This is a genomic window from Allohoeflea poritis (assembly GCF_027889715.1).
In the GTDB taxonomy this organism is placed as follows: domain Bacteria; phylum Pseudomonadota; class Alphaproteobacteria; order Rhizobiales; family Rhizobiaceae; genus Hoeflea_A; species Hoeflea_A poritis.
In genome coordinates, this window is sequence record NZ_JAPJZH010000010.1 from 140,380 (window position 1) to 165,693 (window position 25,314).

At 61.0% G+C, this 25,314-nt stretch carries 24 protein-coding genes; 10 read left to right on the plus strand and 14 right to left on the minus strand.

The genetic code is table 11. The features are described 5' to 3' along the window. Nucleotides 1–37 precede the first annotated feature (37 nt). The gene (locus tag OOZ53_RS16660; protein WP_271090796.1) at nucleotides 38–2,239 is read left to right on the plus strand and encodes an RNA degradosome polyphosphate kinase; all 2,202 of its coding nucleotides are present in this window, start codon (nucleotides 38–40) and stop codon (nucleotides 2,237–2,239) included. A 9-nt stretch (nucleotides 2,240–2,248) separates the two neighbouring features. After that, nucleotides 2,249–3,766: an exopolyphosphatase gene (ppx, locus tag OOZ53_RS16665; RefSeq protein WP_271090797.1), complete on the plus strand. Its 1,518-nt coding sequence runs from the start codon at nucleotides 2,249–2,251 to the stop codon at nucleotides 3,764–3,766. Here the strand turns inward: ppx and OOZ53_RS16670 are convergent, their stop codons facing one another. From OOZ53_RS16670 to OOZ53_RS16680, 3 genes are read right to left on the minus strand one after another with little or no spacing between them, the layout of a single operon-like run. Continuing rightward, complete coding sequence (locus OOZ53_RS16670; protein WP_271090798.1) at nucleotides 3,767–4,378, minus strand: isochorismatase family protein; 612 nt, start codon at nucleotides 4,376–4,378, stop codon at nucleotides 3,767–3,769. Nucleotides 4,379–4,407: 29 nt separating this feature from the next. After that, entirely contained in the window at nucleotides 4,408–5,559 is a 1,152-nt protein-coding gene (gene rnd, locus OOZ53_RS16675; protein WP_271090873.1) for a ribonuclease D, read from the minus strand. A 19-nt stretch (nucleotides 5,560–5,578) separates the two neighbouring features. Further along, complete coding sequence (locus OOZ53_RS16680; RefSeq protein WP_271090799.1) at nucleotides 5,579–6,850, minus strand: MFS transporter; 1,272 nt, start codon at nucleotides 6,848–6,850, stop codon at nucleotides 5,579–5,581. Between the two features lie 210 nt (nucleotides 6,851–7,060). On the opposite strand from OOZ53_RS16680, the gene aspS reads away from it, so the two are divergent. Beyond that, entirely contained in the window at nucleotides 7,061–8,851 is a 1,791-nt protein-coding gene (aspS, locus tag OOZ53_RS16685) for an aspartate--tRNA ligase (RefSeq protein ID WP_271090800.1), read from the plus strand. A gap of 39 nt (nucleotides 8,852–8,890) precedes the next feature. On the opposite strand, the gene OOZ53_RS16690 is transcribed toward aspS, so the two are convergent. Beyond that, nucleotides 8,891–10,084 (minus strand): hypothetical protein, encoded by a 1,194-nt coding sequence (locus OOZ53_RS16690; protein WP_271090801.1) that lies wholly within the window; start codon nucleotides 10,082–10,084, stop codon nucleotides 8,891–8,893. A gap of 231 nt (nucleotides 10,085–10,315) precedes the next feature. On the opposite strand from OOZ53_RS16690, the gene parC reads away from it, so the two are divergent. Next, the gene (gene parC, locus OOZ53_RS16695; RefSeq protein ID WP_271090802.1) at nucleotides 10,316–12,568 is read left to right on the plus strand and encodes a DNA topoisomerase IV subunit A; all 2,253 of its coding nucleotides are present in this window, start codon (nucleotides 10,316–10,318) and stop codon (nucleotides 12,566–12,568) included. A gap of 24 nt (nucleotides 12,569–12,592) precedes the next feature. On the opposite strand, the gene OOZ53_RS16700 is transcribed toward parC, so the two are convergent. Beyond that, nucleotides 12,593–13,084 (minus strand): contact-dependent growth inhibition system immunity protein, encoded by a 492-nt coding sequence (locus tag OOZ53_RS16700; protein ID WP_271090803.1) that lies wholly within the window; start codon nucleotides 13,082–13,084, stop codon nucleotides 12,593–12,595. 117 nt (nucleotides 13,085–13,201) lie between these two features. On the opposite strand from OOZ53_RS16700, the gene OOZ53_RS16705 reads away from it, so the two are divergent. The 3 genes from OOZ53_RS16705 to OOZ53_RS16715 all read left to right on the plus strand — a co-directional run bounded on the left by OOZ53_RS16705 (nucleotide 13,202) and on the right by OOZ53_RS16715 (nucleotide 15,556). Further along, nucleotides 13,202–13,990, plus strand: a complete 789-nt coding sequence (locus OOZ53_RS16705) for a class I SAM-dependent methyltransferase (RefSeq protein WP_271090804.1) — start codon at nucleotides 13,202–13,204, stop codon at nucleotides 13,988–13,990. Nucleotides 13,991–14,160: 170 nt separating this feature from the next. Next, nucleotides 14,161–14,796, plus strand: coding sequence for a GDSL-type esterase/lipase family protein (locus tag OOZ53_RS16710; RefSeq protein WP_271090805.1), 636 nt, complete (start codon nucleotides 14,161–14,163; stop codon nucleotides 14,794–14,796). Between the two features lie 376 nt (nucleotides 14,797–15,172). Further along, the gene (locus tag OOZ53_RS16715; RefSeq protein ID WP_271090806.1) at nucleotides 15,173–15,556 is read left to right on the plus strand and encodes a hypothetical protein; all 384 of its coding nucleotides are present in this window, start codon (nucleotides 15,173–15,175) and stop codon (nucleotides 15,554–15,556) included. 142 nt (nucleotides 15,557–15,698) lie between these two features. On the opposite strand, the gene OOZ53_RS16720 is transcribed toward OOZ53_RS16715, so the two are convergent. Further along, nucleotides 15,699–16,178: a GFA family protein gene (locus OOZ53_RS16720; protein ID WP_271090807.1), complete on the minus strand. Its 480-nt coding sequence runs from the start codon at nucleotides 16,176–16,178 to the stop codon at nucleotides 15,699–15,701. 10 nt (nucleotides 16,179–16,188) lie between these two features. Next, on the minus strand, nucleotides 16,189–17,061 hold the full coding sequence (locus tag OOZ53_RS16725) for an EamA family transporter (RefSeq protein WP_271090808.1): 873 nt from the start codon (nucleotides 17,059–17,061) through the stop codon (nucleotides 16,189–16,191). A 101-nt stretch (nucleotides 17,062–17,162) separates the two neighbouring features. Here OOZ53_RS16725 and OOZ53_RS16730 point away from each other — a divergent pair, with 101 nt between their 5' ends. Continuing rightward, nucleotides 17,163–17,639 carry an Lrp/AsnC family transcriptional regulator gene (locus OOZ53_RS16730; RefSeq protein ID WP_271090809.1) on the plus strand — a complete coding sequence of 159 codons (477 nt, stop codon included), beginning with the start codon at nucleotides 17,163–17,165 and terminating at the stop codon, nucleotides 17,637–17,639. Nucleotides 17,640–17,669: 30 nt separating this feature from the next. On the opposite strand, the gene OOZ53_RS16735 is transcribed toward OOZ53_RS16730, so the two are convergent. Then, on the minus strand, nucleotides 17,670–18,077 hold the full coding sequence (locus OOZ53_RS16735; RefSeq protein WP_271090810.1) for a DUF2000 family protein: 408 nt from the start codon (nucleotides 18,075–18,077) through the stop codon (nucleotides 17,670–17,672). 127 nt (nucleotides 18,078–18,204) lie between these two features. On the opposite strand from OOZ53_RS16735, the gene OOZ53_RS16740 reads away from it, so the two are divergent. Next, nucleotides 18,205–18,681 carry an Lrp/AsnC family transcriptional regulator gene (locus OOZ53_RS16740; protein ID WP_271090811.1) on the plus strand — a complete coding sequence of 159 codons (477 nt, stop codon included), beginning with the start codon at nucleotides 18,205–18,207 and terminating at the stop codon, nucleotides 18,679–18,681. Nucleotides 18,682–18,729: 48 nt separating this feature from the next. On the opposite strand, the gene OOZ53_RS16745 is transcribed toward OOZ53_RS16740, so the two are convergent. From OOZ53_RS16745 to OOZ53_RS16765, 5 genes are all read right to left on the minus strand, one after another. Next, nucleotides 18,730–19,851: an endonuclease/exonuclease/phosphatase family protein gene (locus tag OOZ53_RS16745; RefSeq protein WP_271090812.1), complete on the minus strand. Its 1,122-nt coding sequence runs from the start codon at nucleotides 19,849–19,851 to the stop codon at nucleotides 18,730–18,732. Nucleotides 19,852–20,037: 186 nt separating this feature from the next. Then, nucleotides 20,038–20,301: a hypothetical protein gene (locus OOZ53_RS16750; protein WP_271090813.1), complete on the minus strand. Its 264-nt coding sequence runs from the start codon at nucleotides 20,299–20,301 to the stop codon at nucleotides 20,038–20,040. Nucleotides 20,302–20,425: 124 nt separating this feature from the next. Next, nucleotides 20,426–20,914: a hypothetical protein gene (locus OOZ53_RS16755; protein WP_271090814.1), complete on the minus strand. Its 489-nt coding sequence runs from the start codon at nucleotides 20,912–20,914 to the stop codon at nucleotides 20,426–20,428. A 3-nt stretch (nucleotides 20,915–20,917) separates the two neighbouring features. Further along, nucleotides 20,918–21,508: a hypothetical protein gene (locus tag OOZ53_RS16760; RefSeq protein WP_271090815.1), complete on the minus strand. Its 591-nt coding sequence runs from the start codon at nucleotides 21,506–21,508 to the stop codon at nucleotides 20,918–20,920. A 67-nt stretch (nucleotides 21,509–21,575) separates the two neighbouring features. Next, a complete protein-coding gene (locus tag OOZ53_RS16765; protein ID WP_271090816.1) occupies nucleotides 21,576–23,192 on the minus strand; it encodes a hypothetical protein in 1,617 nt (538 codons plus the stop codon). Between the two features lie 104 nt (nucleotides 23,193–23,296). On the opposite strand from OOZ53_RS16765, the gene OOZ53_RS16770 reads away from it, so the two are divergent. Continuing rightward, nucleotides 23,297–23,608, plus strand: coding sequence for a hypothetical protein (locus tag OOZ53_RS16770; protein WP_271090817.1), 312 nt, complete (start codon nucleotides 23,297–23,299; stop codon nucleotides 23,606–23,608). Nucleotides 23,609–23,692: 84 nt separating this feature from the next. Here OOZ53_RS16770 and OOZ53_RS16775 read toward each other — a convergent pair whose 3' ends face one another. Then, complete coding sequence (locus OOZ53_RS16775) at nucleotides 23,693–25,288, minus strand: winged helix-turn-helix domain-containing protein (protein WP_271090818.1); 1,596 nt, start codon at nucleotides 25,286–25,288, stop codon at nucleotides 23,693–23,695. Nucleotides 25,289–25,314 lie beyond the last annotated feature (26 nt).

A 25,314-nucleotide genomic window follows, 5' to 3' on the forward strand; every position in this document is an offset into this window, starting at 1 on the left:
GTCCGCGATATAGGATTGATCCGGAACGGAATCGCATATGGACGATCGGACAACCATAAACCCGTCGGGTGAGCCGGATGCGCCGGACAAGTCTCCGGAAGCGCTGATGAACAGTCCGGAGCGTTTCGTCAACCGTGAGTTCTCCTGGCTTCAGTTCAATCGTCGTGTGCTGGAGGAGACACAGAACAACGCCCATCCGCTATTGGAGCGGGTTCGGTTTCTGTCGATTTCGGCCGCCAATCTGGACGAGTTCTTCATGGTCCGTGTCGCAGGCCTTGAGGGACAGGTCCGCGAGGGCATCACCAGCCGCTCAGCCGACGGCCGCACGCCGCTGCGCCAGCTCAATGAGGCGCTCGAGGAAATCGGCAAATTGCAGCTCGAGCAGCAGGCCTCCCTGGCCGTGCTGCAGCAATATCTCGCTGAGGAAGATATCCTGATCGTTCGCCCGGCCGATCTGGATCAGGAAGATCTTGGCTGGCTCAAGCAGGAATTCCTGTCGTCCATCTTCCCGGTGCTGACGCCGCTGTCGATCGATCCGGCCCACCCGTTTCCGTTTATTCCCAATCTCGGCTTCTCGATTGTGCTGAAACTGTTCAGCCGCAAGAAGAGCGAGCAGATGACCGCGCTGCTGCGCCTGCCGGTGGCGCTCAACCGGTTCGTGCGGCTGCCCGACCGGGACGGTCGAATACGCTACATCACGCTCGAGGACGTGGTGGGACAGTTCATAGAAACGCTCTTTCCGGGCTACAGCGTGCAGGGCGCCGGCACTTTCCGCATCATCCGCGACAGCGACATCGAGGTGGAGGAAGAAGCGGAGGACCTGGTGCGCTTTTTCGAGCGCGCGCTCAAACGCCGGCGTCGCGGCTCGGTCATCCGTATCGAATTCGATTCCGAAATGCCGCAATCGCTGCGTACATTCGTTGCCACCGAGCTTAATGTTCCGGACGATCGCATCGCCGTGCTGCCCGGCCTGCTGGCCCTGTCCACCATATCCGAGATCGTCGACACGCCGCGCGAAGATCTGAAGTTCGAGCCCTACAACGCCCGTTTCCCCGAGCGCATTCGCGAACACGCCGGAGATTGCCTTGCGGCGATCCACGAAAAGGACATCGTCATCCACCACCCCTACGAATCCTTCGATGTGGTGGTGCAATTTCTGCGCCAGGCGGCGCGCGATCCGGACGTGCTGGCGATCAAGCAGACCCTTTACCGCACCTCCAACAACAGCCCCATCGTGCGCGCCCTGATCGACGCCGCGGAAGAGGGAAAATCGGTGACGGCCCTTGTGGAACTTAGGGCGCGGTTCGACGAGGAAGCGAACATTCGCTGGGCGCGCGACCTGGAACGCGCCGGCGTTCAAGTGGTCTTCGGCTTCATCGAACTCAAGACCCACGCCAAGATGTCGCTCGTGGTGCGCCGCGAGGAGGGCAGGCTGGCAAGTTATTGTCATCTCGGGACCGGCAATTACCATCCGGTGACCGCCAAGATCTACACGGACCTTTCGTTCTTCACCTGCAATCCCGACATCGCCCACGATGTGGCGCATGTCTTTAATTTCATAACCGGATACAGCCAGCCGACGGAGGAAATGAAGCTGCTGGTCTCGCCGGAAACCATGCGCTCGCGCCTGCTCGAGCATATCGAGGACGAGATCGAGCACGCCCGCAACGGCAAGCCTGCGGCGATCTGGATGAAGGCAAACTCGCTTGTCGATCCGGCGACGATCGATGCGTTGTACCGCGCAAGCCAGGCCGGCGTGGAGATCGATCTGGTCATTCGCGGGATCTGTTGCCTGCGCCCGCAGGTCGAGGGTCTGTCCGAGCACATCCGGGTAAAATCCATTGTCGGCCGGTTCCTGGAACACAGCCGCATATTCTGTTTCGGCAATGGCAGGGGGCTGCCAAGCGTCGATTCCATCGTCTATATCGGATCGGCCGACATCATGCCGCGCAATCTGGACCGCCGCGTCGAAACGCTGGTTCCGCTGGAGAACCCGACCGTGAAGGAGCAGGTGCAGTCGCAGATCATGCTCGGCAACCTGATCGACAATCAGCAGAGCTACGAGATTCTTGCGGATGGAACATCGCGCAGGATGGATGTGCGCGAAGGGGAGGAGCCATTCAACGCACAGCACTATTTCATGACCAATCCCAGCCTGTCGGGACGGGGCGGAGCGCTGGCATCAAGCGCGCCCAAGCTGATCGCGGGAGTGGTTTCGCAGCAGAAAAGTCAAAGCTAAGAACGCTGTATGGTTGAATCGGAAGCCCAGGGCCGGCTCCCCGGCATCGCACCGGTATCGGTTGTCGACATTGGTTCGAACTCGGTGCGCCTTGTCATCTATGAAGGACCGAACCGCACGCCGACGGTTCTGTTCAACGAGAAGATCCTGTGCGGTCTCGGCAAGGGGATTGCCGCGACGGGGCTGCTGAATATCGAAGGCGTCGAACGGGCTCTCAAGGCACTTCGCCGCTTTCGTGCCTTGTCCGAACAGGCGCGCGCCACCCACCTTCACGTGCTTGCGACCGCCGCCGCGCGCGAGGCCGCCAACGGGCCTGACTTTATCCAGGAAGCGGAAGGCATACTGGGCCAGCAGATCCATGTTCTGAGCGGGCGTCAGGAAGCCTATTATTCTGCGCTTGGTGTGATCGGCAGCTACTTCGAACCGGACGGCATTGTCGGTGACCTGGGCGGCGGCTCCCTGGAACTGGTCGATATTGTCGGCACGGAAATCGGTGATGGCATCACACTTCCAATCGGCGGGCTGAGGCTCTCGGAAGCCGCGGACGGATCGCTGAGCAAGGCGCGCAAGATCGTGCGCACGAACCTGGAAGCGGCGACGCTTCTGAAGAGCGGCCGTGACCGGACGTTCTACGCGGTCGGCGGAACCTGGCGAAACCTTGCCAAGCTCCATATGGAACTGACCGATTACCCGTTGCACATGACACAGGGCTACGAAATTCCGGTTGAGGAAGCGATCGATTTTCTCGCCGGTATCGAGAAGAATGGCGCCGCAAAGGGCAATGCGATGCGGGCCGTATCGCGCAACCGCCGCAGCCTTCTGCCTTTCGGAGCCGTGGCGATGGCGGAAATCCTGCGCGCCATGCATCCGCGGAATGTGAGTTTCTCGGCGCTCGGCGTGCGCGAGGGCTTTCTTTACTCGTTGCTCAGTGACGAGGAAAAGGCGCTGGACCCACTGATCAGCGCCGCCAACGAACTGGCGCTGCTGCGTGCCCGCTCGCCCGAACATGCGCGGGAACTGACGGGCTGGACGGAAAAGGCCTTCAAGGCTTTTGGGGTGATGGAGACGCGCGAGGAGGCGCGCTACCGCTGCGCCGCCTGCCTGCTTGCCGACATCAGTTGGCGCGCACATCCCGACTATCGCGGCTCGCAGTCGCTCAACCTCATCTCCAACGGCACGTTCGGCGGCATCACCCACGCAGGCCGGGCCTATATCGCGCTGGCCAACTATTATCGCTTCGAGGGTCTGCGGGACGACGGGCTGAGCGAAGCCATTGCCGCAGTTGCAACACCCCGTTTGCTGCAATTTGCCAAACTGCTCGGCGGCCTGCTGCGGATAAGCTACCTGTTTTCGGCCTCGATGCCCGGCGTCACACCGTCGATCCGCTTCGAGCCGACAGGTCCCGACGAGCTTGTGCTAATGATACCGGGCCACCTGAGGGAATTCGCCGGCGAGCGCCTTGAGGGCCGCCTTTTGCAGCTCTCGCGCCTCACCGGCAAGACGGTCTATTTCGAAATCGAGGAATGACTAAAATCGGGCAACCGCCTCGTCGCAGTTCATCAGATCCGCATACTTCTGACCCATGTCAAAGAGATTTGCATCATGCGGGCCGAGTGCGCGGTCGCCGACACAGTCCGCAACCACGATGGGTCGAAAATTGTAGCTTACGGCATCGACGACACTGGCCCGGACACAGCCGCTTGTCGTGCAACCGGCAACGAGCACCGTATCAACGCCTTTGGCGATCAGATTGGGCGCGAGGCTGGTGCCGAAAAACGCGGACGCCTGTGTTTTGCGTACAATCAGCTCACCGGACTGCGGCGCCAGCAGGTCGGTTACCTGGCCGACCTCAGCATTTTCGGTCAACAGGCTGAGGCGCGTGGCCTTCCGGCAGAACATGCCTATATCGGAGCCGTCTTCGGCATAAACCACCCGGGTGAATATGACCGGGATATCAGCCTTGCGTGCCGCCGCAAGCAGCTGGGTTGTTTTCTGCGCTGCCTCGACAATGTTGCCGCCACCGAATTGTTCGGGGTCGAGAAATCCGTTGACGAAATCGACGATGAGCAAAGCCGGTGAATTCCCGAAACCCACGGTTCCGCCGTAGCCCTGGCGTTCATAGACCCTCTGTTCGCTCATTGTCGCCTCCAACAATGTCTTGGTGCCGGTCAGTCCTGCAGCTCGACGACCTCGACCTTACGATCAACGAAACGCAGCGCCATCTCGCCGCGCAGAAGCTTGAGTGCCTTTTCGCCGAACAGCTCCCTCCGCCAGCCGGCAAGTGCGCCGACCTCGGCATCCTCGCCATCGGCGGCAATGCGCTCCAGATCATCGGTGTTGGCAATCACTTTCGGCGCGACCCCGTGCTTCTCGGTCGTCAGCTTCAGCAGCACCTTGAGAAGTTCGCTGGCGGCGGCCGCGCCCTCCGGCGGCTGCGAAGGCCGATTTATGCGCGGCAGGTCATCCTTGGGTGTGGCAAGCGCCTTGTCGACCGCCGCAAGCACGGCGCCCCCCGCCTGAGAGCGCTCCCAGCCCTTGGGAATCGTCCGCAGACGCGCCAGGGCCGCCGCGTCCCGCGGCTGTTGCTGCGCGATCTCGTAGATCGCCTCGTCCTTGAGCACCCGGCGGCGCGGCACATTGCGTTCGCGCGCGTCGCGTTCGCGCCACGCCGCAACATGTTTCATGATTTCAAGCTCCATCGGCTTGCGCACCCGCATGCGCAGCCTCCGCCACGCGTCGTCCGGGTGCAGGTCGTAGGTGGAGGCCGATTCCAGCACATCCATTTCTTCCTTCACCCAGTGCTCCCGCCCGTCCTTCTCAAGGCGCGATCTCAGCAGTTTGTAGACATCCCTGAGATGCGTCACATCAGCGAGCGCATAGCGAAGCTGCTTGTCCGAAAGCGGCCTCCGTCGCCAGTCGGTAAAGCGCGATGACTTGTCGATCTGCGCGCCGACGGTTCTTTGCACGAGTTGGTCATAGGACACCGAATCCCCGAAGCCGCAGACCATTGCGGCCACCTGCGTGTCGAAGATCGGATGCGGGATCAGATTGCCCAGGTGATAGACAATCTCGATATCCTGGCGTGCCGCGTGGAAAACCTTGACCACCGAAGTGTCGGCCATCAGTTCGAAGAACGGTTGCAGGTCAATGCCGTCGGCCAGCGGATCGACGATCACGGCGAGATCGTCGGACGCCATCTGGATGAGGCACAGTTCCGGCCAGAACGTCGTCTCGCGGATGAATTCGGTGTCGATTGTAAGGTAATCTGATTGGGAGAGACTGTTACAGGCGGCTTCGAGGCCGCCGGTCGTACTGATGATATCCATGAAGGCTCTTTACCTAATTATCATTGCCTTGTCTTCCCTTACCTGAGCCTTCGTCGCGCGCCCGCCGGCCCTCCTTGCTGGCCATGCGATTGAACGACAAGGACGTCCTGAGCAGCGCGTGGTAGCGGCTGCGCGCGCCACGTGGCACAGCCGCTCTGACCCGCATGCGCCAGAGCGTGATGACGATCAGCGCGCCATGCACGAAACTGGTGAATGTGAACAGGACAGACGGCCCGTAGCCCTGCATGAGCGCCGAGGAGATAAACGGTCCGAGGATCGCGCCGATCGACCAGAAGAAGAGCAGGCCCGCCGCGACGTGCACATATTGCTCTTCGGTCGCATGGTCATTGGCATGGGCGGCGGCAAGCGAAAAGAGGGGCAGGGAGAAAGCGCCGAAGACGAAGATGCCGATATAGTTCAGCATCGCGTCCGTGCCCGCGATGCCGTTGATGAACATGCCGGCAAGCGTGGCGCCCGCCGTCGCGATCAACAGGATGATGCGCCGGTCGTATCGGTCGGAGAGTATGCCGAAGGGATATTGCAGGACCGCCCCGCCCAGAATGCCGGCGCCCATGAAGGTGGCGATGGCCGTGAGCGGCAGGCCGATCGACTGCGCATAGATCGGTCCGATCATGCGGAAGGTCGCATTCGTAAGGCCGATGGCGACGCAACTGATGCAGGCAATGGGTGACAGTTTCCAGATCAGTGTCGGGCTGAAGGAGAAGCTGCGCGGCGGCTTCGGATTGGAGCGGTCGGCCAGCGAGATCGGCACCAGCGACATGCAGATCATGATCGCCAGGATCGCGAAGATGGCAAAGCTCGATGCCCCGAAGACAGGGATGAGATATTGCGACGCCGTGACGACCACCATGTCGATCAACCGGTACATCGACAGCACGCGGGCCCGGTTCTCGTTGGTCACGCCTGAATTCAGCCAACTGTCGACGGTTGTGAAGAGCGACGCGAAGCAAAGGCCGATCATGAATCGCAGGACCATCCAGGCGATCGGATCGACGATCAGCACCAGCAGCAGCGTGCCGCTGGCGGCGATGGCGCACAGCGCGGAGAAGGCCCGGATATGGCCGACGGCGCGCAGGATGCGCGGCACGATGAAACAGCCGCCCATGAAGCCGGCAAAATAGGCCGCGCCGATAATGCCGATCATCAGGGTCGAGAAACCTTCGTCCGCGCCGCGCAGTGCGATCAGCGTTCCCTGCAAACCGTTTCCGGCGAGCAGGATGGCGGCTGCCGCGAACAGCGGCACAAGCGGCTTTATGGAGTTCATCGTCTGAGCGTCACGCTATCGAACAGGAAAAGACCATAGCATCGTCATCATATTTGTCTGCTTCAAATCGCGCCGATTCAGGCGATATTTCGAGCCGCTGCTTGACAAATCACGCCGGTCATGCGCTTGTCCGCGCGGCTTTCACGGTGACTTGCGGCCGCAGCCGGCGCGCAGTCATTTCAAGTTCAGAAAAACAATCAGGAAAGACCGATGCATCGCTATCGCAGCCATAACTGCGCCGCCCTTCGCAAATCCGATGTCGGAAACACCGTCAGACTGTCTGGCTGGGTCCATCGCGTGCGCGACCATGGCGGCGTGCTGTTCATCGATCTGCGCGACCATTACGGCGTGACGCAGGTTGTGGCGGATCCCGATTCGGCGGCCTTCAGCCTTGCTGAAACGGTTCGCGGTGAATGGGTGATCCGCATTGACGGCGAGGTCAAGGCGCGTTCGGACGATACGGTCAATGCCAACCTGCCGACCGGCGAAGTCGAGGTCTATGCCCGCGAGATCGAAGTGCTTTCGGCCGCGAAGGAACTGCCTTTGCCGGTTTTCGGAGAGCCGGAATATCCCGAGGACGTGCGTCTGAAATACCGCTTCCTCGACCTGCGGCGCGAGACGCTGCACCGGAACATCGTGCGCCGCACCGAGATCATCGCCGCGATGCGCGAATTGATGAACGGTGTGGGCTTCACCGAGTATTCGACGCCGATCCTGACGGCGTCCTCGCCCGAGGGCGCGCGTGATTTCCTGGTGCCGAGCCGCATTCACCCGGGCAATTTCTACGCATTGCCGCAGGCGCCGCAGCAATACAAGCAGCTGATCATGGCGTCCGGCTTCGACCGTTATTTCCAGATTGCGCCGTGCTTTCGCGATGAGGACCCGCGCGCCGACAGGCTGCCCGGCGAGTTCTACCAGCTCGATCTGGAAATGAGTTTCGTCGAGCAGGAGGACATCCTGACGGCGATGGAGCCGGTGATCCGCTCCGTGTTCGAGAAATTCGCCGACGGAAAACCGGTGACGCAGGAATTCCCGCGCATCCCCTATGCCGAAGCGATCCGCAAATACGGCTCCGACAAGCCGGACCTTCGCAACCCCATCGAGATGCAGGCCGTGACCGAGCATTTCGCCGGTTCCGGCTTCAAGGTCTTCGCCAACATGATCGCCAACGATGCGAAGGTCGAGGTCTGGGCGATTCCGGCCAAGACCGGCGGCAGCCGCGCATTCTGCGACCGGATGAACTCATGGGCGCAAGGGGAAGGCCAGCCAGGGCTGGGATACATCTTCTGGCGCGAAGAGGAAGGCGCTGTTGCCGGCGCCGGACCGCTCGCAAAGAATATCGGCCCTGAGCGCACCGATGCCATCCGCGGCCAGCTTGGCCTCGAAGCCGGGGATGCCTGCTTCTTCGTCGCCGGTGTTCCCGAGAAATTCGTCGGCTTTGCCGGCGATGCACGCACGCGCGTCGGCGAGGAACTCGAACTGATCGATAAGGAGCGTTTCGATCTGTGCTGGATCGTCGATTTTCCTTTCTACGAGTGGAACGACGAGGAGAACCGGCTCGACTTCTCCCACAACCCGTTCTCGATGCCGCAGGGCGGTCTGGAAGCGCTGGAATCGCAGGATCCGAAATCAATCCTGGCCTACCAGTACGACATCGTCTGCAACGGTTTTGAGATCGGCTCGGGCGGTATCCGCAACCACGTGCCGGAACTCATGGTCAAGGCGTTCGGCCTGGTGGGCTTCGACGCCGCCGTGGTCGAGGAGCAATTCGGCGGGCTTTACCGGGCGTTTCAGTACGGTGTTCCGCCCCATGGCGGCATGGCCGCCGGCATCGACCGGATCGTCATGCTTCTCCTCGGCGCGAAGAACCTGCGCGAGGTGACCATGTTCCCCATGAACCAGCAGGCTCAGGACCTGCTGATGGGTGCGCCGGGCGAGGCGGATGCCGCGCAACTGCGCGAACTCAACCTGCGGGTCATCCCGGTCGTCAAGGACGATTAGTCAGCCAAAAAAGACCCGCCGCGAGGCGGGTCCTTGTCGTCAGTTCTGGTTTGCGGTGACCGAAACGTTCATCACCTGAGGCAGCGTCTGCGGCGCGCCCATCGCCGATCCGGCGATCGAAGCGAAGGGCAGGGGCGCTTCCGGCTTCGCGCTGATCTCGATGCTCTTCGGATCGGACAGGTAAAGGCTGACGGCTTCCGTCACCTGTTTCTGGAAATCGGGGTTCTGCAACTGAGCAAGCACCAGCGGCAGCATGCCTTGCAGGCCCTGGACCATCTGGTCGCGGCTCATGCCCTGCTGGCTGGCCACCATGTCGAGGATCTTGTTGGTGAGTGATGCATCGTCGAAGCGGATCGACATGCTGTTGAATGTCAACTGCTGCATCATGCCCATCATGGCAAGTCCCATGGCCTGCTGGCCCTTGGCATCGTCGCTCTGACTGGCCATCTGCTCCTGCATCTGCTGCAGGCCCTTGATGAAGTCGAGCGTGTAGCCGGAGATCGAGAACTGCAGGTCGAGGCGGCCGACATCGTCGAGCGTCAAGGCGTATTCCGACAGTGTGATCTCGCCCGTGGGCACGGCCCAATAGCCGTTGATGACGATATCGCCGCTGAGGTTCTGGTAACCCATGCCGTCGATGGCCTGCCGGGCCTGCGCGTCGTCTACGGCGCTGAGATCGACATTCAGACCGTCGACGCGTGCGGCGACGTCAACACGCGTATTGTCGGAACTCTTCGAGGTCTTGGTTTCGGACCGTGAGGCCTGGAAAACGTCGTTGCCTTCGACATTCAGCACAATCGGTCCAGTCGTCACCGAATCGTAGAACAGGAGGTCGTCGAGCGTATCGCCACCCGTCTGGGCGGGCACATATAGGTTTTCCACTTTCAGATCGCTGACCGAGAAGCTGACATCCTCTTCCGAGAACTCGATCTTGTCCTTTGAAAGCGATGCGGCTTTGTAGCCGCCCGAGCCGTCCTCCGAAACGCCATCGAAGCTCAGGTCACCGAAATTCAGACCTTCCTCTTCGCCTGGCACTTCCATCTTCACGTTCTTGATCGTAACCGTGTCTCCCTGACCGGAAGCGCTGTCATAGGTGATCTCGGCACCTTGCGCGGCATATGCGGCAGCGAATTTCTTGGCAAAATCGTCCGCATCCAGGGCCGCGGCCCATTGGGTGGTAACCAGCAGGGCAACCCCCGCGGCTAATCCGGTTTTGAAAGACTGGGCGCGCATATCTTTTCCTTCCTGGTCGGTGAAATCTGTACAGGTGCCGGCGCGGTTGCCGCGGCAAGTGCTGTTCAGGCGTGTCTGGTCCTTGAGCAACAGCTTATACGTTCTTTTTTCGGACAGGGAACCTCTCCAAACAGATACATGGTTGCTGGAGCGTTATTGTTCAACAGTGCGACCGTATTGCGGCCCGCGCCAAGCCTTGCCGCGAATCAGCGCATCGGTTAAGTGCAGATCATGGGAAAAAGCCTTGTTCCGCCGGGAAACGGCGACGACAGATCGGAACCTGTCGACCTCAAATCGGCGCTTGAAGAGCGCTATCTCGCCTATGCCTTGTCGACCATCATGCACAGGGCCCTGCCGGATGTGCGCGACGGTCTGAAACCGGTCCACCGCCGCATCGTCTACGCGATGAGCGACATGGGCCTGCGCTCGAATGGCGGCTTCAAGAAATCGGCCAAGATCGTCGGCGAGGTGATGGGTAATTTCCACCCGCATGGCGACCAGGCGATCTACGACGCGCTGGTGCGGCTCGCACAGGATTTCGCCGTGCGCTATCCGCTGGTCAACGGGCAGGGCAATTTCGGCAATATCGACGGCGATAACGCCGCCGCCATGCGCTACACCGAATCCAAGATGACTTCGGTGGCCGAGCTGTTGCTGCGCGGCATTGACGAGGACGCTGTCGATTTCCGCTCGACCTATGACGAGGAGAACGAGGAGCCGGTCGTCCTGCCGGGCGCCTTTCCGAACCTGCTCGCCAATGGCGCGACCGGTATCGCCGTCGGCATGGCGACGTCGATCCCGCCGCACAATGCCGCCGAGCTGTGCGATGCGGCCCTGCATCTCATCAAGCACCCGAACGCGCGGCTGGAGAAGATCGTGGAATTTGTTCCCGGTCCCGACTTGCCGACCGGCGGGATCATCGTCGAGGACGGCGCCTCGATCCTCGACGCCTACCGGACCGGCCGCGGCGGCTTTCGCGTGCGCGCCCGCTGGGAGAAGGAGGATGCCGGCCGTGGCGGTTATGTGATCGTCGTCACCGAGATCCCCTACCAGGTGCAGAAATCGCGGATGATCGAGAAGATCGCCGAACTGCTTCTGGCGCGAAAACTGCCGCTGCTCGACGATATCCGCGACGAATCGGCCGAGGACATCCGCTTGGTACTCGTGCCCAAGAGCCGCAGCGTCGATCCGACCCTGCTGATGGAGTCGCTGTTCAAGCTGACTGATCTGGAGTCCCGCGTCTCGCTCAATCTCAACGTCCTGTCGAAGGGCAGGGTGCCGAAGGTCATGTCGCTGCCCGACGTGCTGCTCGAATGGCTGGAGCACCGCAAGGAGGTTCTGCAGCGGCGCTCGCGGCACCGTCTTGCCGCCATCGAGCGGCGGCTGGAGATCCTCGGCGGCTATCTGATTGCCTATCTCAATATCGACGAGGTGATCCGGATCATCCGTGAAGAGGATGATCCGAAGGCCGAGTTGATGCGCCGCTATGAGCTGACGGACCTTCAGGCCGAGTCGATCCTCAATATGCGCCTGCGTTCCTTGCGCAAGCTCGAGGAGTTCGAGATCCGCAAGGAATTCGACGGCCTTACCGCCGAAAAAGCCGAGATCGAGGCGTTGCTCGCATCGGACGAGCAACAGTGGAAGACGGTCGCCTGGGAGATCGGCGAGGTCAAGAAGAGCTTCGGCAAGGATACGGAAATCGGCAAGCGCCGCACCGGCTTCGACGAAGCGCCGGAGACCGATCTCGAGGCCATCCAGCAGGCGATGATCGAGAAGGAACCGGTGACGGTGGTCGTCTCGCAGAAGGGCTGGATCCGGGCGATGAAGGGCCATTTGGCCGATCATTCGGGCCTCTCCTTCAAGGAAGGCGACAGGCTGAAATTCGCCTTTCCGGCGCATACCACCGACAAGATCATCCTGTTCACCACGGGCGGCAAGTTCTACACGCTCGGCTGCGACCGGCTGCCGGGCGGGCGCGGCCATGGCGAGCCGGTGCGCATCATGGTCGACATGGACAACGACCAGGACATCGTCTCGGCCTTCGTGCACGATCCGGAGCAGAAACTGCTGCTGGCCTCGACGGTGGGCAACGGCTTCATCGTGCCGCAGTCGGAAATCACCGCCAATACCCGCAAGGGCAAGCAGGTAATGAACGTGAAGCTGCCGGTCGAGGCAACGCTGTGCGTTCCGGTCGGCGGCGACAGCGTCGCGGTGATCGGCGAGAACAAGAAGCTGCTGGTCTTCCCGCTCACGCAACTGCCGGAAATGACCCGGGGCAAGGGCGTGCGCCTGCAGCGCTACAAGGATGGCGGCATTGCCGATGTGAAGACCTTTACGATGGAAGAAGGCCTTTCCTGGCAGGATTCGGCCGGGCGCACCCACACCAAGCCGAAGGCCGAACTGACCGAGTGGCTCGGCGACCGCGCCCAGGCCGGCCGCATCGCGCCGCGCGGCTTCCCGCGGTCGGGGCGGTTCGGGGGGTGACGAACCTGCGCGCCGCTGGATGGTTTAATTCCCATGTGTTTTGAGAAACAAAAGGCAATCACTGAATGGGGACTCTCCAGCCAGTTTCTTGACCTCTTCTTGCCGCAACGCTGTGGCTGAAATATCTGACAGCCCGTACTTTTCAGGTGCGTCGTCTCCAAACAGATTTTCGTATGCTTGGCTGTCCAAGGTCTCGACAAATCTGGCGCAGATTGCCTTCAGATCAGAAGTAAGTTCTGATTCTCCGCTTTGCACGAGTTCGCACCGTAGGACGGACTGCAGCAAGTCACCGTCGTAGAAATCACCGGATGCAAACGGATTCCCGCGGATTACATCCATGGCCGGTGGGAGCAAATGAACCAGGCCGATATTCTGACCGATCATGATCCGCAGATCCTCGACAGAGAACTGATCGATCGGTTTGTGTCGCAATGCATGACAGGTCTGAACAAGATAGGAGTCATACTCGGCTTCACCCCAGTAATCATCCTCAAGTTCCTCTAGCGTCTTACTCATCTTTCTTTCCTGAAGCGCACCTTGTCGTTTAGTTGGGGACTCATGTAATATCGCTACAAAGCTCACCAAATATCAAATGCCACCATTTGTAGCATCCTGCCGACAGGAGCAGAATCCATGGATTCGCGCGAGGTCGCCGTTCATTGGGAAAACAATGCCGAGACATGGACGCGGACCACGCGCGCCGGTCACGATGTCTATCGGGACGCGTTGAACACACCGGCCTTTCTGGCGATGCTGCCGCCGGTCGAAGGCCTTGAGGGCCTCGATGTCGGCTGCGGGGAGGGCACCAATACCCGCAGGATCGCGGAGCTGGGCGCCCGCATGACCGGCATCGACATCGCGCCGACCTTCATCCGCCATGCGAGGCAGGCCGAAACCGAACGGCCTCTTGGTATCGCGTACCGGGAAGCCGACGCGCTGGCGCTTTCCTTCGGCGATGCAAGTTTCGATTTCGCCACGGCCTTCATGTCCCTCATGGACATGCCGCACCAGGACAGGGCGCTTGCCGAAATACTCCGCGTGCTGCGTCCGGGCGGATTCCTGCAGTTCTCCATCCTGCATCCCTGTTTCGTGCCGCCCCGGCGGCGCAATGTACGGGACGAGAACGGCGCGGCAGTGGCGGTCGAGGTCGCCGACTACTTCAATGAGGTGGACGGCCAGGTGGAGACCTGGATGTTCTCGGACATTCCGGAAGAAGAGCGCGCGCGGCTCGACCCGTTCAGCGTGCCGCGTTTCCACCGCACGCTGTCAAGCTGGGTTGCGATGATCTGCAACGCGGGCTTTGTCATCCAGCAACTCGGCGAACCGCGCGCATCCGATGAAACGGCCCGGCGACACCCGGTCGTGGCCGACACACAGGTCGCGCCAATCTTTCTGCATGTTCGGGCCGGAAAGCCTGCTTGATGTCCCTGGAAGAGGTCTGCCTACAAGCCGCAGTTTAGGCTTTGCAGACAAAAGAGCGCTCATCCTTTGCAGCATTGTTGTCCGAGGCGTTCGTTTCCATGGACCGCGGTCCCGGTATCCGCCTACAATCCTGCAGGCCGGTTCGGGCCTGTCCGATTCGGGAGGACATCATGCGGGATCTGCGCATTTGCTTTGTCGGCGACAGCTACATCAACGGGTCCGGCGATGAGCAGTGCCTTGGCTGGATCGGGCGCCTTTGCAAGGCGCGGTTCAACCGGCAATTCCGGCTGACCTTCTATGATCTCGGTATTCGCGGCGCCACCACCGACGAGATCCGCGGACGATGGGTGGCCGAATGCGCGGCGCGTTTTCCGGACGGCGCGGACAATCGCGTGGTGCTTCAGTTCGGCATCAATGATGTCGCCGAGATTGTCGGCTCCGGCCGGCGCGTGGAAGAGGAAGCTTCGGTTGCCAATGCCGAAGCGATCGCGCGCGAAGCGGCATCACGCTATCCGACGCTGTGGGTGGGTGTCCCGCCGGCCAATGTCGCATGCTCGCCCATGCGGCCAAGCGAGGGGCTGGAAATCGATTTCTCGCAGGAAACGGCAATCGCGCTCAACCGGCGTTATGCCGAACTGGCTGCAAAGCTTGGCGTTCCCTACCTCGATATTCAGACGCCGCTTCTGGCGGACAAACGCTACATGGACAGTCTCACAAAGGGTGACCGCATGCATTGCGACGGCTCGGGATACGCTATCATGGCCGATCTCGTCGACAAATGGGACGCCTGGGCGGATTGGTTTTAGATCCGGGGCCTTGGGGAGGCGGCGGTTCGGGTGTATGGTGGCAGGTTGATCTCGCGCCAGGGAAGAAGCGGTGTCCAGCCCTTGCGTCGCCGCGCCCTGCGTTTCGCCTCGAAGCTGCGCAGAAGATGTTTGACATCCAACCGCTGCAAAGGGGACATGTCCTCAATGTGGCTATGCTTGCGGTTTCTCCTCGCCCAGCCATTTCAGCAAGGCTTTCAAGAAGCGGTTTGAGGGAGATTTCATCGCTGCGGAAAGCATCGTGGAACAAATGTTACATGGCTGCGACACTTGTGATGCGCCCGTCTATTGCGGTGGGCCGAATGCCGGCTAAACTTCCTCCTGCTCCCGAAATCGATCGGAATTGGAAGGAACGGTCATGCCCCGCACAAAGCAGTTCTACGCCCTGATTGTTTCCCTGAGTGCTATACTCTTTTTTGCCAGCCCGGCGCTCGCAGCTGACGCTCCGGCACCGTCCGGCGCAGAAAAGGTCAGCGAACAACCCCGCCGAGGCGGAACACACACGCTTTATCGGAGTTCGAAATCAGCGACTGAGATTGTCCAGGCCTACCAGACAACTCTTGAATCGGACGGCTGGACCATCCAGAGCAGCGGCAGTGGTGGCGGGTCGTATGGCGGTGGCGGCGGTCTGACGGCGTCCAAGGATAGCCAATACCTTGTCATGACCGCCGGTGGACAGGCCGGCGCAACAAACATTGACCTCTGCGTATGGCCGTCAAAGCCGTCCAATGACGATTGCTAGTGCATATTCTGGAATCATACTTCCGAGGCTTCCGTTGATGCGGCGTCCAACCTGACCATCCGTCATGAATGGCTTGCCAATGCGACACCGCTGCAGAAGAAGGATTCTGGGACGCGAGCCGCTTTTCGGCCTGTTATCGCCGTCACTTTGGCGAGTTGCCTTCTGTAACACGGAGCAGGTTGGCCGAGCGGCTTCCAGTGGTTGCCTGCCAATCTAACGTCACTGGTGTCCAGCTCTTGCGCCGGCGTGCCCTGCGTTCCGCCTCGGTCTCGTTGTCATAGTTTGCCGCAACGGGGTCGGCTGTGAAACTGTCGCGGCTGTCCAGGCTGTTGACGACAACGAGCGCCCGCTCCGGTTCATCCACGGTTATCGCCGCGACATAGACACCGCAAATACGGCAGATCAGATATTCGGCGGTGCCGAGGCCAAAGCGGTAGCGGTTCACCTCCGCCTTGTCGCCGATCCTTATTTCGAGGTGCCCCTCGGGATCAGCGACGGCCAGCACATTGTGCTTTCGGCAGAAGGCGCATTGGCAGGCAACCGGCCTGATGCGGTCCGGCGCGATTTTCGTGCTGAAGGTGATGGCGATATTGCCGCAGTGGCAGCCGCCCGTGTGTTCCATTCGTGCCTCCTCAATCCTGCGCCGGGCGGTGAATCGCAATGCCGGTCATCACCAGCGCAATACCCGCAATATCGCGCATTGTCGGGATCTGTGCCAATATGATTGCCGCGATGATGGTCGCCGTTGCCGGCAGCAGTGCCAGCATCAGGGCGAAACTGGCGCGGGGCAGGCGGGACATGGCGAGTTGATCGCAGATATAGGGAACCACCGACGAGCAGATCCCGACCGCAATGCCTGCAAGCACGAGTTCCGCGTGGCCGAAAACCCGAAGCGCCTCGGCAAAGCCGACCGGCATCAGGAACAAAAACGCGAGCAGCATCGCCGCGCCGAGGATTTCGACGCCGCCGCTTGCACCTTGCGCCGCCGCCCTATGGCCGAGGATGATGTAGCCGACGAAGAGCACCGCGTTGAGTGCCGCGAAGGCGAGCCCGAGCGGATCGGTTGACCAAGTCGCGTCGATCAGGATGTAGACACCGGTAGCGGCAATAACGAGTGCCAGCACGTTGCGCCGCGTACGCAAACCATAAAGCGCGACGGCAATCGTGCCGATGAACTCCATCGCGGCGACCAGGCTCATCGGCAGGCGGTCGAGCGCCAGATAAAAGGATGTGTTCATCACCGCCAGGCAAAGTCCGAGGCCGACGAGCAGAAGGCGCACGCGCCCGTCTGCCTTCCGGATGGTCCGCCAGGGCCGGGTCAGCGGCGCGAGAACAAGCGCGGCCGAGGCCATGCGGAACCAGGCGACGCCGAGCACCCCGACGGCGGGAAAAAGAAGCACGGCGAAGGACGGGCCGAGATAGTGGAATATGGCGCTGATGCCGAACCAGATCTGGGGAGGGACCGCTTTGGAGGCCCGGTTCAGGATCGTTCTATTGGCGGACATATAGGCTCCTTGTCGCTTAAGGATAGCAAGCCTATTGTGCAATCTGAATGAGTGGTTCTCGGACCAGATGCGAATATGGATTTGAAAAACAGGATTTTCCGGTGAAACGCCTTCGATATGAAAACAGCGACCTGGACCGGATCGACGCGGCCATCCTCAAGTTTCTGATCGAGGACGCGCGAACGAGCGTGGCCGAGTTGGCACGGAGGGTCGAACTGTCCGCGCCAAGCGTCTCGGAACGCATCAGGCGGCTCGAGGAGGCAGGCGTCATACGCGGCTACACACTCGACATCGACCCCGCGGCCATCGGACTGCCGCTGACGGTCTGGATACGGATACGGCCGTTGCCGGGCGCCCTGAGCCGCGTCGCCGAAATTCTCAGGGCCCGCCCGGAAATCGTCGAATGCGACCGGATCACCGGCGACGACTGCTATGTTGCGCGCGCCCATGTGTCGGATGTCGCGGCACTCGAGGTCCTGATAGACACATTCGCCGATTGCGCATCGACCAACACATCCGTCGTCCAGTCTTCGCCCGTCGCCAGGCGGCTTCCGCCGGTGACCGGCGGGCAGGGGTGAGGATATTCTGACCGGCGTGGCGCGAGACCGTCAGGGATGCATCTTTGCGCCCTTCGTGATCTTGTCGACGATCTTCCGGTCGTCGCGAAGTGCCAGGCCGACGAGATTCAATTCGTAGGTCGGGAACTGCTTCACGGCAGCCCGGTTGGCTGCATCGTGGCCGGTGGCAAACATCTCCTCGATATAGATTGCCATTTCGGCCCCGCGTCCCAGCGCCCGCGCGTGAATCCTGGCAAGGCCGGCCGCGTCGGCGGCAAGCACGATCATCGGCTGGATCATCAGCGGGCTGTAGGTCTTGCCGCTTGCATCCTCGTAACGCTCGCCCAGGAGATCGGCGTTGGCGCCGAGAACGCCGCTCGTCAGGAAGGCGGTCACATTGAGCTTCTGCCAGACCAGGAGGTCATCCCGCACGATGATGGCGATCTTTGTTTCGAACACGATATTGCCTCATATTGTTCGATATTTTCGGAAAATTGGGAGCCATAATTTCTTCAATTGTCAAAAATGAAATATATTATTCGGAATGCATGCAGGCAAACGAATCTCATTCGGAGGAATGGTTGAAATGGCGTCCCTGGACCGAACAGATCACAGAATTCTGGCGCTTTTGTCGAAGAATGCACGGATGAGCAACAAGGAACTCGCCCATGCGGTGGACCTGTCGCCCTCAAGCGTTCACGAACGGACCCGGCGTCTGTTCGAAAACGGCGTGCTGGCGGGTGCGCATGCGGATGTGCGTCTGGACCGGTTAGGTCTGGCGCTGAGAGCGCTCTTGTTTGTCCAGATGTCCGAGCACGAGAAAACCAATCTCGACGCCTTCGTGAAGGGCGTGCTGCAGATCCCCGAGGTGCAGGCCGCCTGGATGATCAGCGGCCGGTTTGACGCGGTCGTCGAACTTGTCACCCGGAATACGGACCATCTTCATCGGATCGTCGTGGAAAAATTCTCGTCGCGCGATGAAATTCACCGCATCGAGACATCGATCATTTTCGAGAATGCAAGGCAGAACGATCTGTCGGCCACGCTGGAACTCGCGCAGTGAAAGGCACGCGGCCTTCCCATGGCTGACGCCGCCATGCGCCGGCATCGGCTATAGAAAACGCTCCAGATAGTCGTCCGAATAATCGACCTCAAGCTCAATCCAGATGGGCAGGTGGTCTGACATTTCGAACGTGGTCCATTGACGGTAACTGCGCGGAAAATTGGTGTAGGGGTCCTTCTTGTTCGCCTTGCGCTGTGCGTCGCAGACCGGCTTGTAATGCGCCAGCATGTCCTTGTGCGAAATCCGCCGTGTCGGACCTTTCTTCTCCGCCTCGGGCAATTCATCGAATTCCTTTTCGGGGTAGGGCCCGAAAATGGCTCTGCGCCAGTCGAAGAGGCCGTGGCGGATCAGCTTTGTCTTGCGGGTGGCCGCGCCCTTGTCGGTGAATGCCATCTGGTCGTAGAGCTTGTCGCCGCCCAGATTGGCGGCCGGAAACTGCGGCACCACCATCTTGCTGTCCCGCAGCGCCTTCATGATTTTTCCGTCGGCGGATTCGATGTTCATGTCGCCGAGGAAGATGTAGACCTGATCTTCCTTCTTCGCGCGCTGGATCAGCAGTTTCGTGATTGCCGTGATCTCATCGGCCCGCATCTTCTTCTCCTTGGCGGAATCGCCGCCGAATACGATGTGGGTGGAACACAGGCAGAAGCGGAACCAGCCGGCCTGGAAGGCCGCGAAGAACGGCGAGCGCGCCAGCTGATCGCTGTTTTCGAGATCGTCGGGATCGACCACCAGCTCGCCGATCAGCCGGCGGAAGAAAACACGATCGGTGTTGTACACGAAAGCCATGCGCTCATTGTTGCCGCCTTTGTGGGTCGACACGTCGGAGACGAAATATTCCCAATTCGGTCCCAGCAGCTTGCGAAGACGTTCGAGCGGGGCGAGGTCGCTCTTGACCTCTTGTATTGCGCAGATGTCGAAATTGCTGATGATCTCCGCGATGTAATGATAGCTCTCGTCGAGCCGCTCCGCGCCGTCATCGAAAGCGCGTATGTTCCAGCTTCCGACGATCAGCGAGCGCGGCTGGCGTTTGCTGGTGATCGTTTCTGCGAGGTCCTTGCGCAGTGTGAGCAGGCGGCTGGCGATCCAGTTCTTCTTGCCCTTGTAGTCAGGAAACTTGCCGGCATCCGGCCCATCCTCATATGACTTCAGCCCATGGTAAAACGGCATTGGTCGCTCCCCTTTTGTTCCGGATCCCGATATGGCGCGGTGCCCGGGCCGGCAAACCGCATCATCGGCAGGTTAGGCGCGTGTACGCTTCGATTATGTAGCGAATGCCACGTTTGCGTCGCCCGGGGCGGAGCCAGCCGTGCCGGCAATGCGAAGTGTGGTGTCGGCGGGCATCGGCGCTGAGCGTCATTCCTTTTCCACTTCCGCGCGAATGATGCGCCATTCTTCCCCGACCGATCCCGGATGGCGCGTGCGGCCCGCCCGCCGGTACCAGTAGGCGGCGTTCGCGTCGTCGCCCTCGATCCGGTGCACCAGCGCGTGGATCCAGTCATGGAGCGGATCGCCCTCATGCGCCTGGGTGATGGTGTGTGCCTCCTCCATCTCGGTGCCGGGTTGGAGGTTTCCGCGTTCCAGCCAGTCGAGTGCTGATAGCAGATCTGCCTTGGACATCGCATTTGCCTCGTTCTTCTTGTGCCGCGCATGACGCCGTCACCGGAAGGATAGCGATTCCGCAAGCAATTGCTAAGCCCCGACCGCAGTTGCGGTCTCCGGCCTGACCGAACGGAGACTTTCTCTAAGGGTTGGCTGGCCGCTGCGTTGTGCAGCCACGGATTTCGCCATACGTGCGCACCAGCGACACGGCGAGCTTTTCGAGCGTTTTCTGCGAAATGTCGAACTGGCCCGTCGAAATCCTGTCCAGATCGCCGGCAATGCGCGAAAGGTCGTCCCGCACCGCCCGGATGTCTTCTTTCGTCTGGCTGTCCAGCAGCGATTGGGGGTCGCCGAGAATGCCCGCAACCTGCTGCTCCAGCCGCTCGAACTCCGCATAGGCGGCGTCGATTTCCTGAAAGAGGCGTTTTGCATCCTCGTCGATCTCGTGCAGCACGCCGGATTTCACCTCCGTCATGGTGTCGTCCACGAGGGAGCGGGTGGAATTCACCAGCGTGAGCCCGGCAATGGCCGCAATCGCAGCCAAAAGCAGCGTCGCATTGAGCAGCGGCCGCAGGACGGACCACGTGGCCGCAGCCCCGCGCAGGAGACGTTCCTTCCAGATCGGGTTCATTGCTCAACCGCCCTCGGCTGCGGCGGCCGGCCGGCAATTGTCCGGTACATTGCTGCCCGAGACCTTGAAGTCGTAACAGGTCAGGAAACGCGGATGATGGACGCCGATCTCGTAGCCGGCGAGCGCGATAAGGCCTGTGATCGCGAAGACACCGATGCGCAGGCGCGGATGGGTCAGCCGGTCGATATCGGGCACGGCCACCAGGATCAGCACATAGAGAAGATAGGGCAGGGTGACTGCGATGATCGCCATGTTGAGGCCCCAGACCAGCCAGTCGCCCTGTTCGGAGGTGGCAAGATCCGTTCCTTGCAGGGCCGTCGTGACCATCAGGACGCTGGGCAGGATAAGGACGAACCGGCCCCGCCAGGACATGAATTTGGGCAGCGCATCGATGGGCGGCACGAAGAGGCTTGCAATCAGCGCCACGGTGGAGGCGACCCAGACATAGAAGAGCTGGTCGAAGAACACCGTGCCGAAGACGCCGTACCAGAACGCGACGCCGAAAACGCCGGTCGACAGGACGATGGCCGAAAGCACGAAGGCCCGTGCCTCCTCCGGCCGGACAATGTTTGGTGAACGGACAGCTGCTTCCATTTTGTGATCCCTTGCTTGCGCGTTGTCGGGATCACACTGTCAGGCGCGCGGTATCAGAAGGAGTTAGTCACGGTGAATCCGGCGGGTCGAACACAAGGATGAGCCCGGCCTTGCGCCAGTCGTCGAGCATCTTTTTCTGCAACGCTTCCGGCAGGTGCCATAATCTGAAGCTCCACTTTACGAACCCGGTATAGTGGGGCAGGTCCTCGAGAATCTTCTCCGACAGCAATATCGCATCGCCATCCCGGCCCATCTGGCCGAGGATCATCAATTCGAACAGGCCCTGCCGATCCCAGAGGCTGTCTCCCATGAGCCGGGCTTCGGCAAGGGCGGCCTCGTAATCGCCGCGGCGATAGTGATCGAGCACAAGCGCTGCGCGGTACCAGCCGGGCGGGTTGGGGCTGAGGTCGATGGCCCGCTCGAGCAGCGCGAGACCGGTCTCCCAGTCGCCCGACAGCGCTCGGCAGGAGCCGAGATCGGCAAGCATGTCGGGATAGTAGGGGTTGAGCTGCAGTGCCTTCTTCGCCGCCGCCTCGAAGAGCTCGAATTCGCCGCGGTGAAAACGGGTCAGGAACAGCGCGTAATGGCCGGTGGCGTTGGCCGGGTCCAGATCGACGGCCCTTTGCGCCGCCTCCAGTGCCCGATCCAGCGCTGGCCGGCCGGGTTTCAGGTTGAAGCCGGCGCGCGCCTCGTCACCATAGACGATGCCGAGCATTGCCCAGGCGCCGGCATAGTCGGGATCGATGGCGACGGCCCGCTCCAGCAGCCCGACGACCCGCTTATGGTCTTCGGCAGTCGGTGCGCGCCAGTATTCCGACGCCAGCAGCCGGCACTCATAGGCATCAAGCGCCTGTGTGCCGGCCCGCTGTCCGGAACCGATGCGGTGAATGACCCCGAACGGTTCGCCGATCTCGGCGGCAATCTGCGCTGCGATCTCCTGCTGGATGTCGAAGAGACTCTGAGCGCTCATCTCGCGGTCATAGGCATCGCTCGACAGCTGCTCGCCGCTGGCAGCCTCCACCAGCCGCGCGGTTATGCGCAGCTGGTCCTCCCAGCGCCGCACGCTGCCCTCCAGAAGGAAGCGCACACCCAGATCCTGCGCCAACTCGCGCGGGTCCACCGGCCGGTTCTTGTAGCGGAAGGTCGCGTGGCGCGAGACGACGCGGATTTCCCGGAACCGCGACAGCGCGTCGATGATCTCCTCGGTGAACCCGTCGGCCAGGAATTCCTGGGCCGGGTCGCCGGACAGATTGTCGAACGGCATCACGGCGACGGAGGCGCGCCTGGCTGTTGCCGGATCGGTTTTCGCCGGCGCGGTTCCACCGCTCATCTCGGGATCGAGCGCCAGCTCGAAGACGGGCACGTAAGAGCCTTTCGGAATGACGATACGCAGCGGATCGTCACGGCCTTCGCCGGCATAGAAGAGATCCAGCCTGCTGCGCAGCTTTCCGGCCTGTACGCGCACGATAGTGTCGATGGACGGGTCGAAATCCTCGTCCTTGTCGAAGACGTCGAGACCGATGGCGTAGCCCTTCAGGCCCTCCGCATTGCCGTCCAGCGCCTGGCGCACGACGTAGTCGAGGAAACGCGCAAGGCGGGTGGTCTCGGAGAACTGGCTGCTGGCGAGCACCCGTTCAAGCTGCTTTTCGACAATGCCCCGTTCGATGGGCGCCGTGGCTGTCATAGGCCTTTGCCCTTCACCGTGACTCACTGATCTTTCCGGCCGGCTCGTGCGAATTTCGGCCCATCGCAGTCACATTGTTGAAATCCAACCAAAAGGAGCACGTTATGGCAACAGCACCAAGCTTTATGGAACAGGCGAAGATGCATCTCGACCGGGTCGGCGAGGAGCTTTCCGAAGTCGAAAAGAAACTCGCCACCGCGAGCGACGACGCCGACAATTGGACCACCGAGCAGGCCGAGAAGCTCAAAGCTGACTGGAACCGGGCACGCGAAGAGATGGATTCGATCGCCAAGCGCATCGAATCGGAAGGCGAAGAGGCCGTCAACGACGCGAAGGCCAAGGCCGAGCGACACTGGGATGCGCTCAAATCCGCCGTCAAGACCTATCGCGACCACGTCGAGCGTGCCATCTCCTGACATATTTTCGCCCCTTGCTCTAACTCGGCGCGCGGCCGGCTGCGCCTTCATGAGGCGCGGCCGGTTTGTGGTGCCGGACATGCTTTAGCCGGGCATTCCTGCCGCCCGCATGTCAGTAAGCCATCTTTGGAGTGTCCCCTCTGGCTGCCAGTTGGCGGGATTCAGTTTGATCTCGTCTTCGATCGAATAACCGGGCCGCTCCTTGAGGAAGACTTTCATCGCTTCTTCGGCTTTCCCGGTTTGACCGGTACACGCATAAAGCGCCGCCAGCATCGTGTAGGACGCGTTGGGCGGCAAGGCCATGCTCAGCATGGTTTCCAGGCCCTCATCGCATTCTTCGTTTTGCCAGTAGGCCCACCCCAACTGCCACAGGAGCCAGTCGCCATGCAGCGGATCGACCGACCTCGCCTGCAGCAGAACGTCGATTGCACGCTCGTTGTGGCCCGCAAAGAGCAACGGCAGCGACATGCCGATCAGCACCACCGAGTCGGAAGGGTTGAGCTCGATCGCGCGCTCGAAATGCAGGATCGATTCCGCATATTCCTTTCTCGACGTGAGCACCCTGGCGATCGCGTAATGGGCCATGTAGTTTTCCGGAGCAATGGAAAGGGCTTTTTGCGCCAACTCGGCCGCCTGTTTCAGAACCGCATCTTTCGGACGGTCGATCCAGCCCTGAAAGGATCCGTTCACCAGCATGATGGACGTGCCGATATAGCCCCAGGGTGAACCCGGATCTTCCAGCATCGACGTTCTCTCAAGCGCGGACGCCTTTTCCCAGTTTTCTCTTGTCGCATTGCTCATCAACCTCCTTGCCTTGAGGCTGCGCAACAGGGAATCCACTTCTTTCGGGGAACGCTTCGCGGGATAGTCGGTCAGGACCGTTCCGCCGACGGTGGATGCGACATGTCTGACAATGCGGTCCTGCACCTTGAACAGATCGTCCAGATCCTGTTCGATCGTATCGGAGGAGACGTGGGTCCCGGTCGCCGCTTCGATGAGCTGGATGGTGACCCGAAGCTTCTCGCCGTCATATTGCTGGCTGCCCTCCACGACGTAGTCAGCGCCAAGGATTCGGCCGATCCTGCGAACATCCGTGGGCCTATCCCTGAACTGGAAGCTCGAATTGCGGGCGATGACCTTGAAATGCGGAAACTTCGCCAGCTCCGCGATGATTCCTTCGCTCAGCGCATCGCTGAGATGGCCACGATGGGCTGAAACGCTTAGATCATCCAACGGCAGGACGGCGACCGCCGCCGTCTGCGGCTCGCCCGCCATCCGGCTGAAATTCATGAACCCTAATACACCCAGGGTCGCCACCAGAACGAGGACCACCCCGGCAAGGATCGCACGGCGCGGCGCTGATCGCACGGCCGGCTTTTCGGCCATCAACCGGTAGCCGACCTGCGGCACGGTCACGACAAGCCGCTTGTCACCGTCCCCCAGCGCCCGCCTTATATCCGCGATACACTGGGTCAGGCTGTCCTCGCTCACGGTGGTCTGCGGCCAGACCGCCTCGATAATCTCCTGCCGGCTCATGTCCGTGCCCGGCCGTGTTGCCAGGAATATCAATACGCTCATCGAGCGATGGCGCAATTCGACCGGATTGCCGTCCTGATCAAGCAACGTGCGGCGCGATACATCCAGTGTCGCCGTGCCAATTTGTATTTCAGAAGATTTCATAAGATTTCGTTTGATTGCCAGCCATT

Coding starts and splice junctions, on each gene's coding strand:
- OOZ53_RS16755 (WP_271090814.1), bottom strand. CDS start 20,914: ATGAACCCGATCTGGAAGGAACGTCTCCTGCGCGGGGCTGCGGCCACG.
- OOZ53_RS16710 (WP_271090805.1), top strand. CDS start 14,161: ATGCGGGATCTGCGCATTTGCTTTGTCGGCGACAGCTACATCAACGGG.
- OOZ53_RS16680 (WP_271090799.1), bottom strand. CDS start 6,850: ATGAACTCCATAAAGCCGCTTGTGCCGCTGTTCGCGGCAGCCGCCATC.
- OOZ53_RS16700 (WP_271090803.1), bottom strand. CDS start 13,084: ATGAGTAAGACGCTAGAGGAACTTGAGGATGATTACTGGGGTGAAGCC.
- OOZ53_RS16720 (WP_271090807.1), bottom strand. CDS start 16,178: ATGGAACACACGGGCGGCTGCCACTGCGGCAATATCGCCATCACCTTC.
- OOZ53_RS16690 (WP_271090801.1), bottom strand. CDS start 10,084: ATGCGCGCCCAGTCTTTCAAAACCGGATTAGCCGCGGGGGTTGCCCTG.
- ppx (WP_271090797.1), top strand. CDS start 2,249: ATGGTTGAATCGGAAGCCCAGGGCCGGCTCCCCGGCATCGCACCGGTA.
- OOZ53_RS16705 (WP_271090804.1), top strand. CDS start 13,202: ATGGATTCGCGCGAGGTCGCCGTTCATTGGGAAAACAATGCCGAGACA.
- OOZ53_RS16670 (WP_271090798.1), bottom strand. CDS start 4,378: ATGAGCGAACAGAGGGTCTATGAACGCCAGGGCTACGGCGGAACCGTG.
- OOZ53_RS16660 (WP_271090796.1), top strand. CDS start 38: ATGGACGATCGGACAACCATAAACCCGTCGGGTGAGCCGGATGCGCCG.
- OOZ53_RS16745 (WP_271090812.1), bottom strand. CDS start 19,851: ATGCCGTTTTACCATGGGCTGAAGTCATATGAGGATGGGCCGGATGCC.
- OOZ53_RS16725 (WP_271090808.1), bottom strand. CDS start 17,061: ATGTCCGCCAATAGAACGATCCTGAACCGGGCCTCCAAAGCGGTCCCT.
- OOZ53_RS16770 (WP_271090817.1), top strand. CDS start 23,297: ATGGCAACAGCACCAAGCTTTATGGAACAGGCGAAGATGCATCTCGAC.
- OOZ53_RS16715 (WP_271090806.1), top strand. CDS start 15,173: ATGCCCCGCACAAAGCAGTTCTACGCCCTGATTGTTTCCCTGAGTGCT.
- OOZ53_RS16765 (WP_271090816.1), bottom strand. CDS start 23,192: ATGACAGCCACGGCGCCCATCGAACGGGGCATTGTCGAAAAGCAGCTT.
- aspS (WP_271090800.1), top strand. CDS start 7,061: ATGCATCGCTATCGCAGCCATAACTGCGCCGCCCTTCGCAAATCCGAT.
- parC (WP_271090802.1), top strand. CDS start 10,316: ATGGGAAAAAGCCTTGTTCCGCCGGGAAACGGCGACGACAGATCGGAA.
- OOZ53_RS16775 (WP_271090818.1), bottom strand. CDS start 25,288: ATGAAATCTTCTGAAATACAAATTGGCACGGCGACACTGGATGTATCG.
- OOZ53_RS16740 (WP_271090811.1), top strand. CDS start 18,205: ATGGCGTCCCTGGACCGAACAGATCACAGAATTCTGGCGCTTTTGTCG.
- OOZ53_RS16760 (WP_271090815.1), bottom strand. CDS start 21,508: ATGGAAGCAGCTGTCCGTTCACCAAACATTGTCCGGCCGGAGGAGGCA.
- OOZ53_RS16750 (WP_271090813.1), bottom strand. CDS start 20,301: ATGTCCAAGGCAGATCTGCTATCAGCACTCGACTGGCTGGAACGCGGA.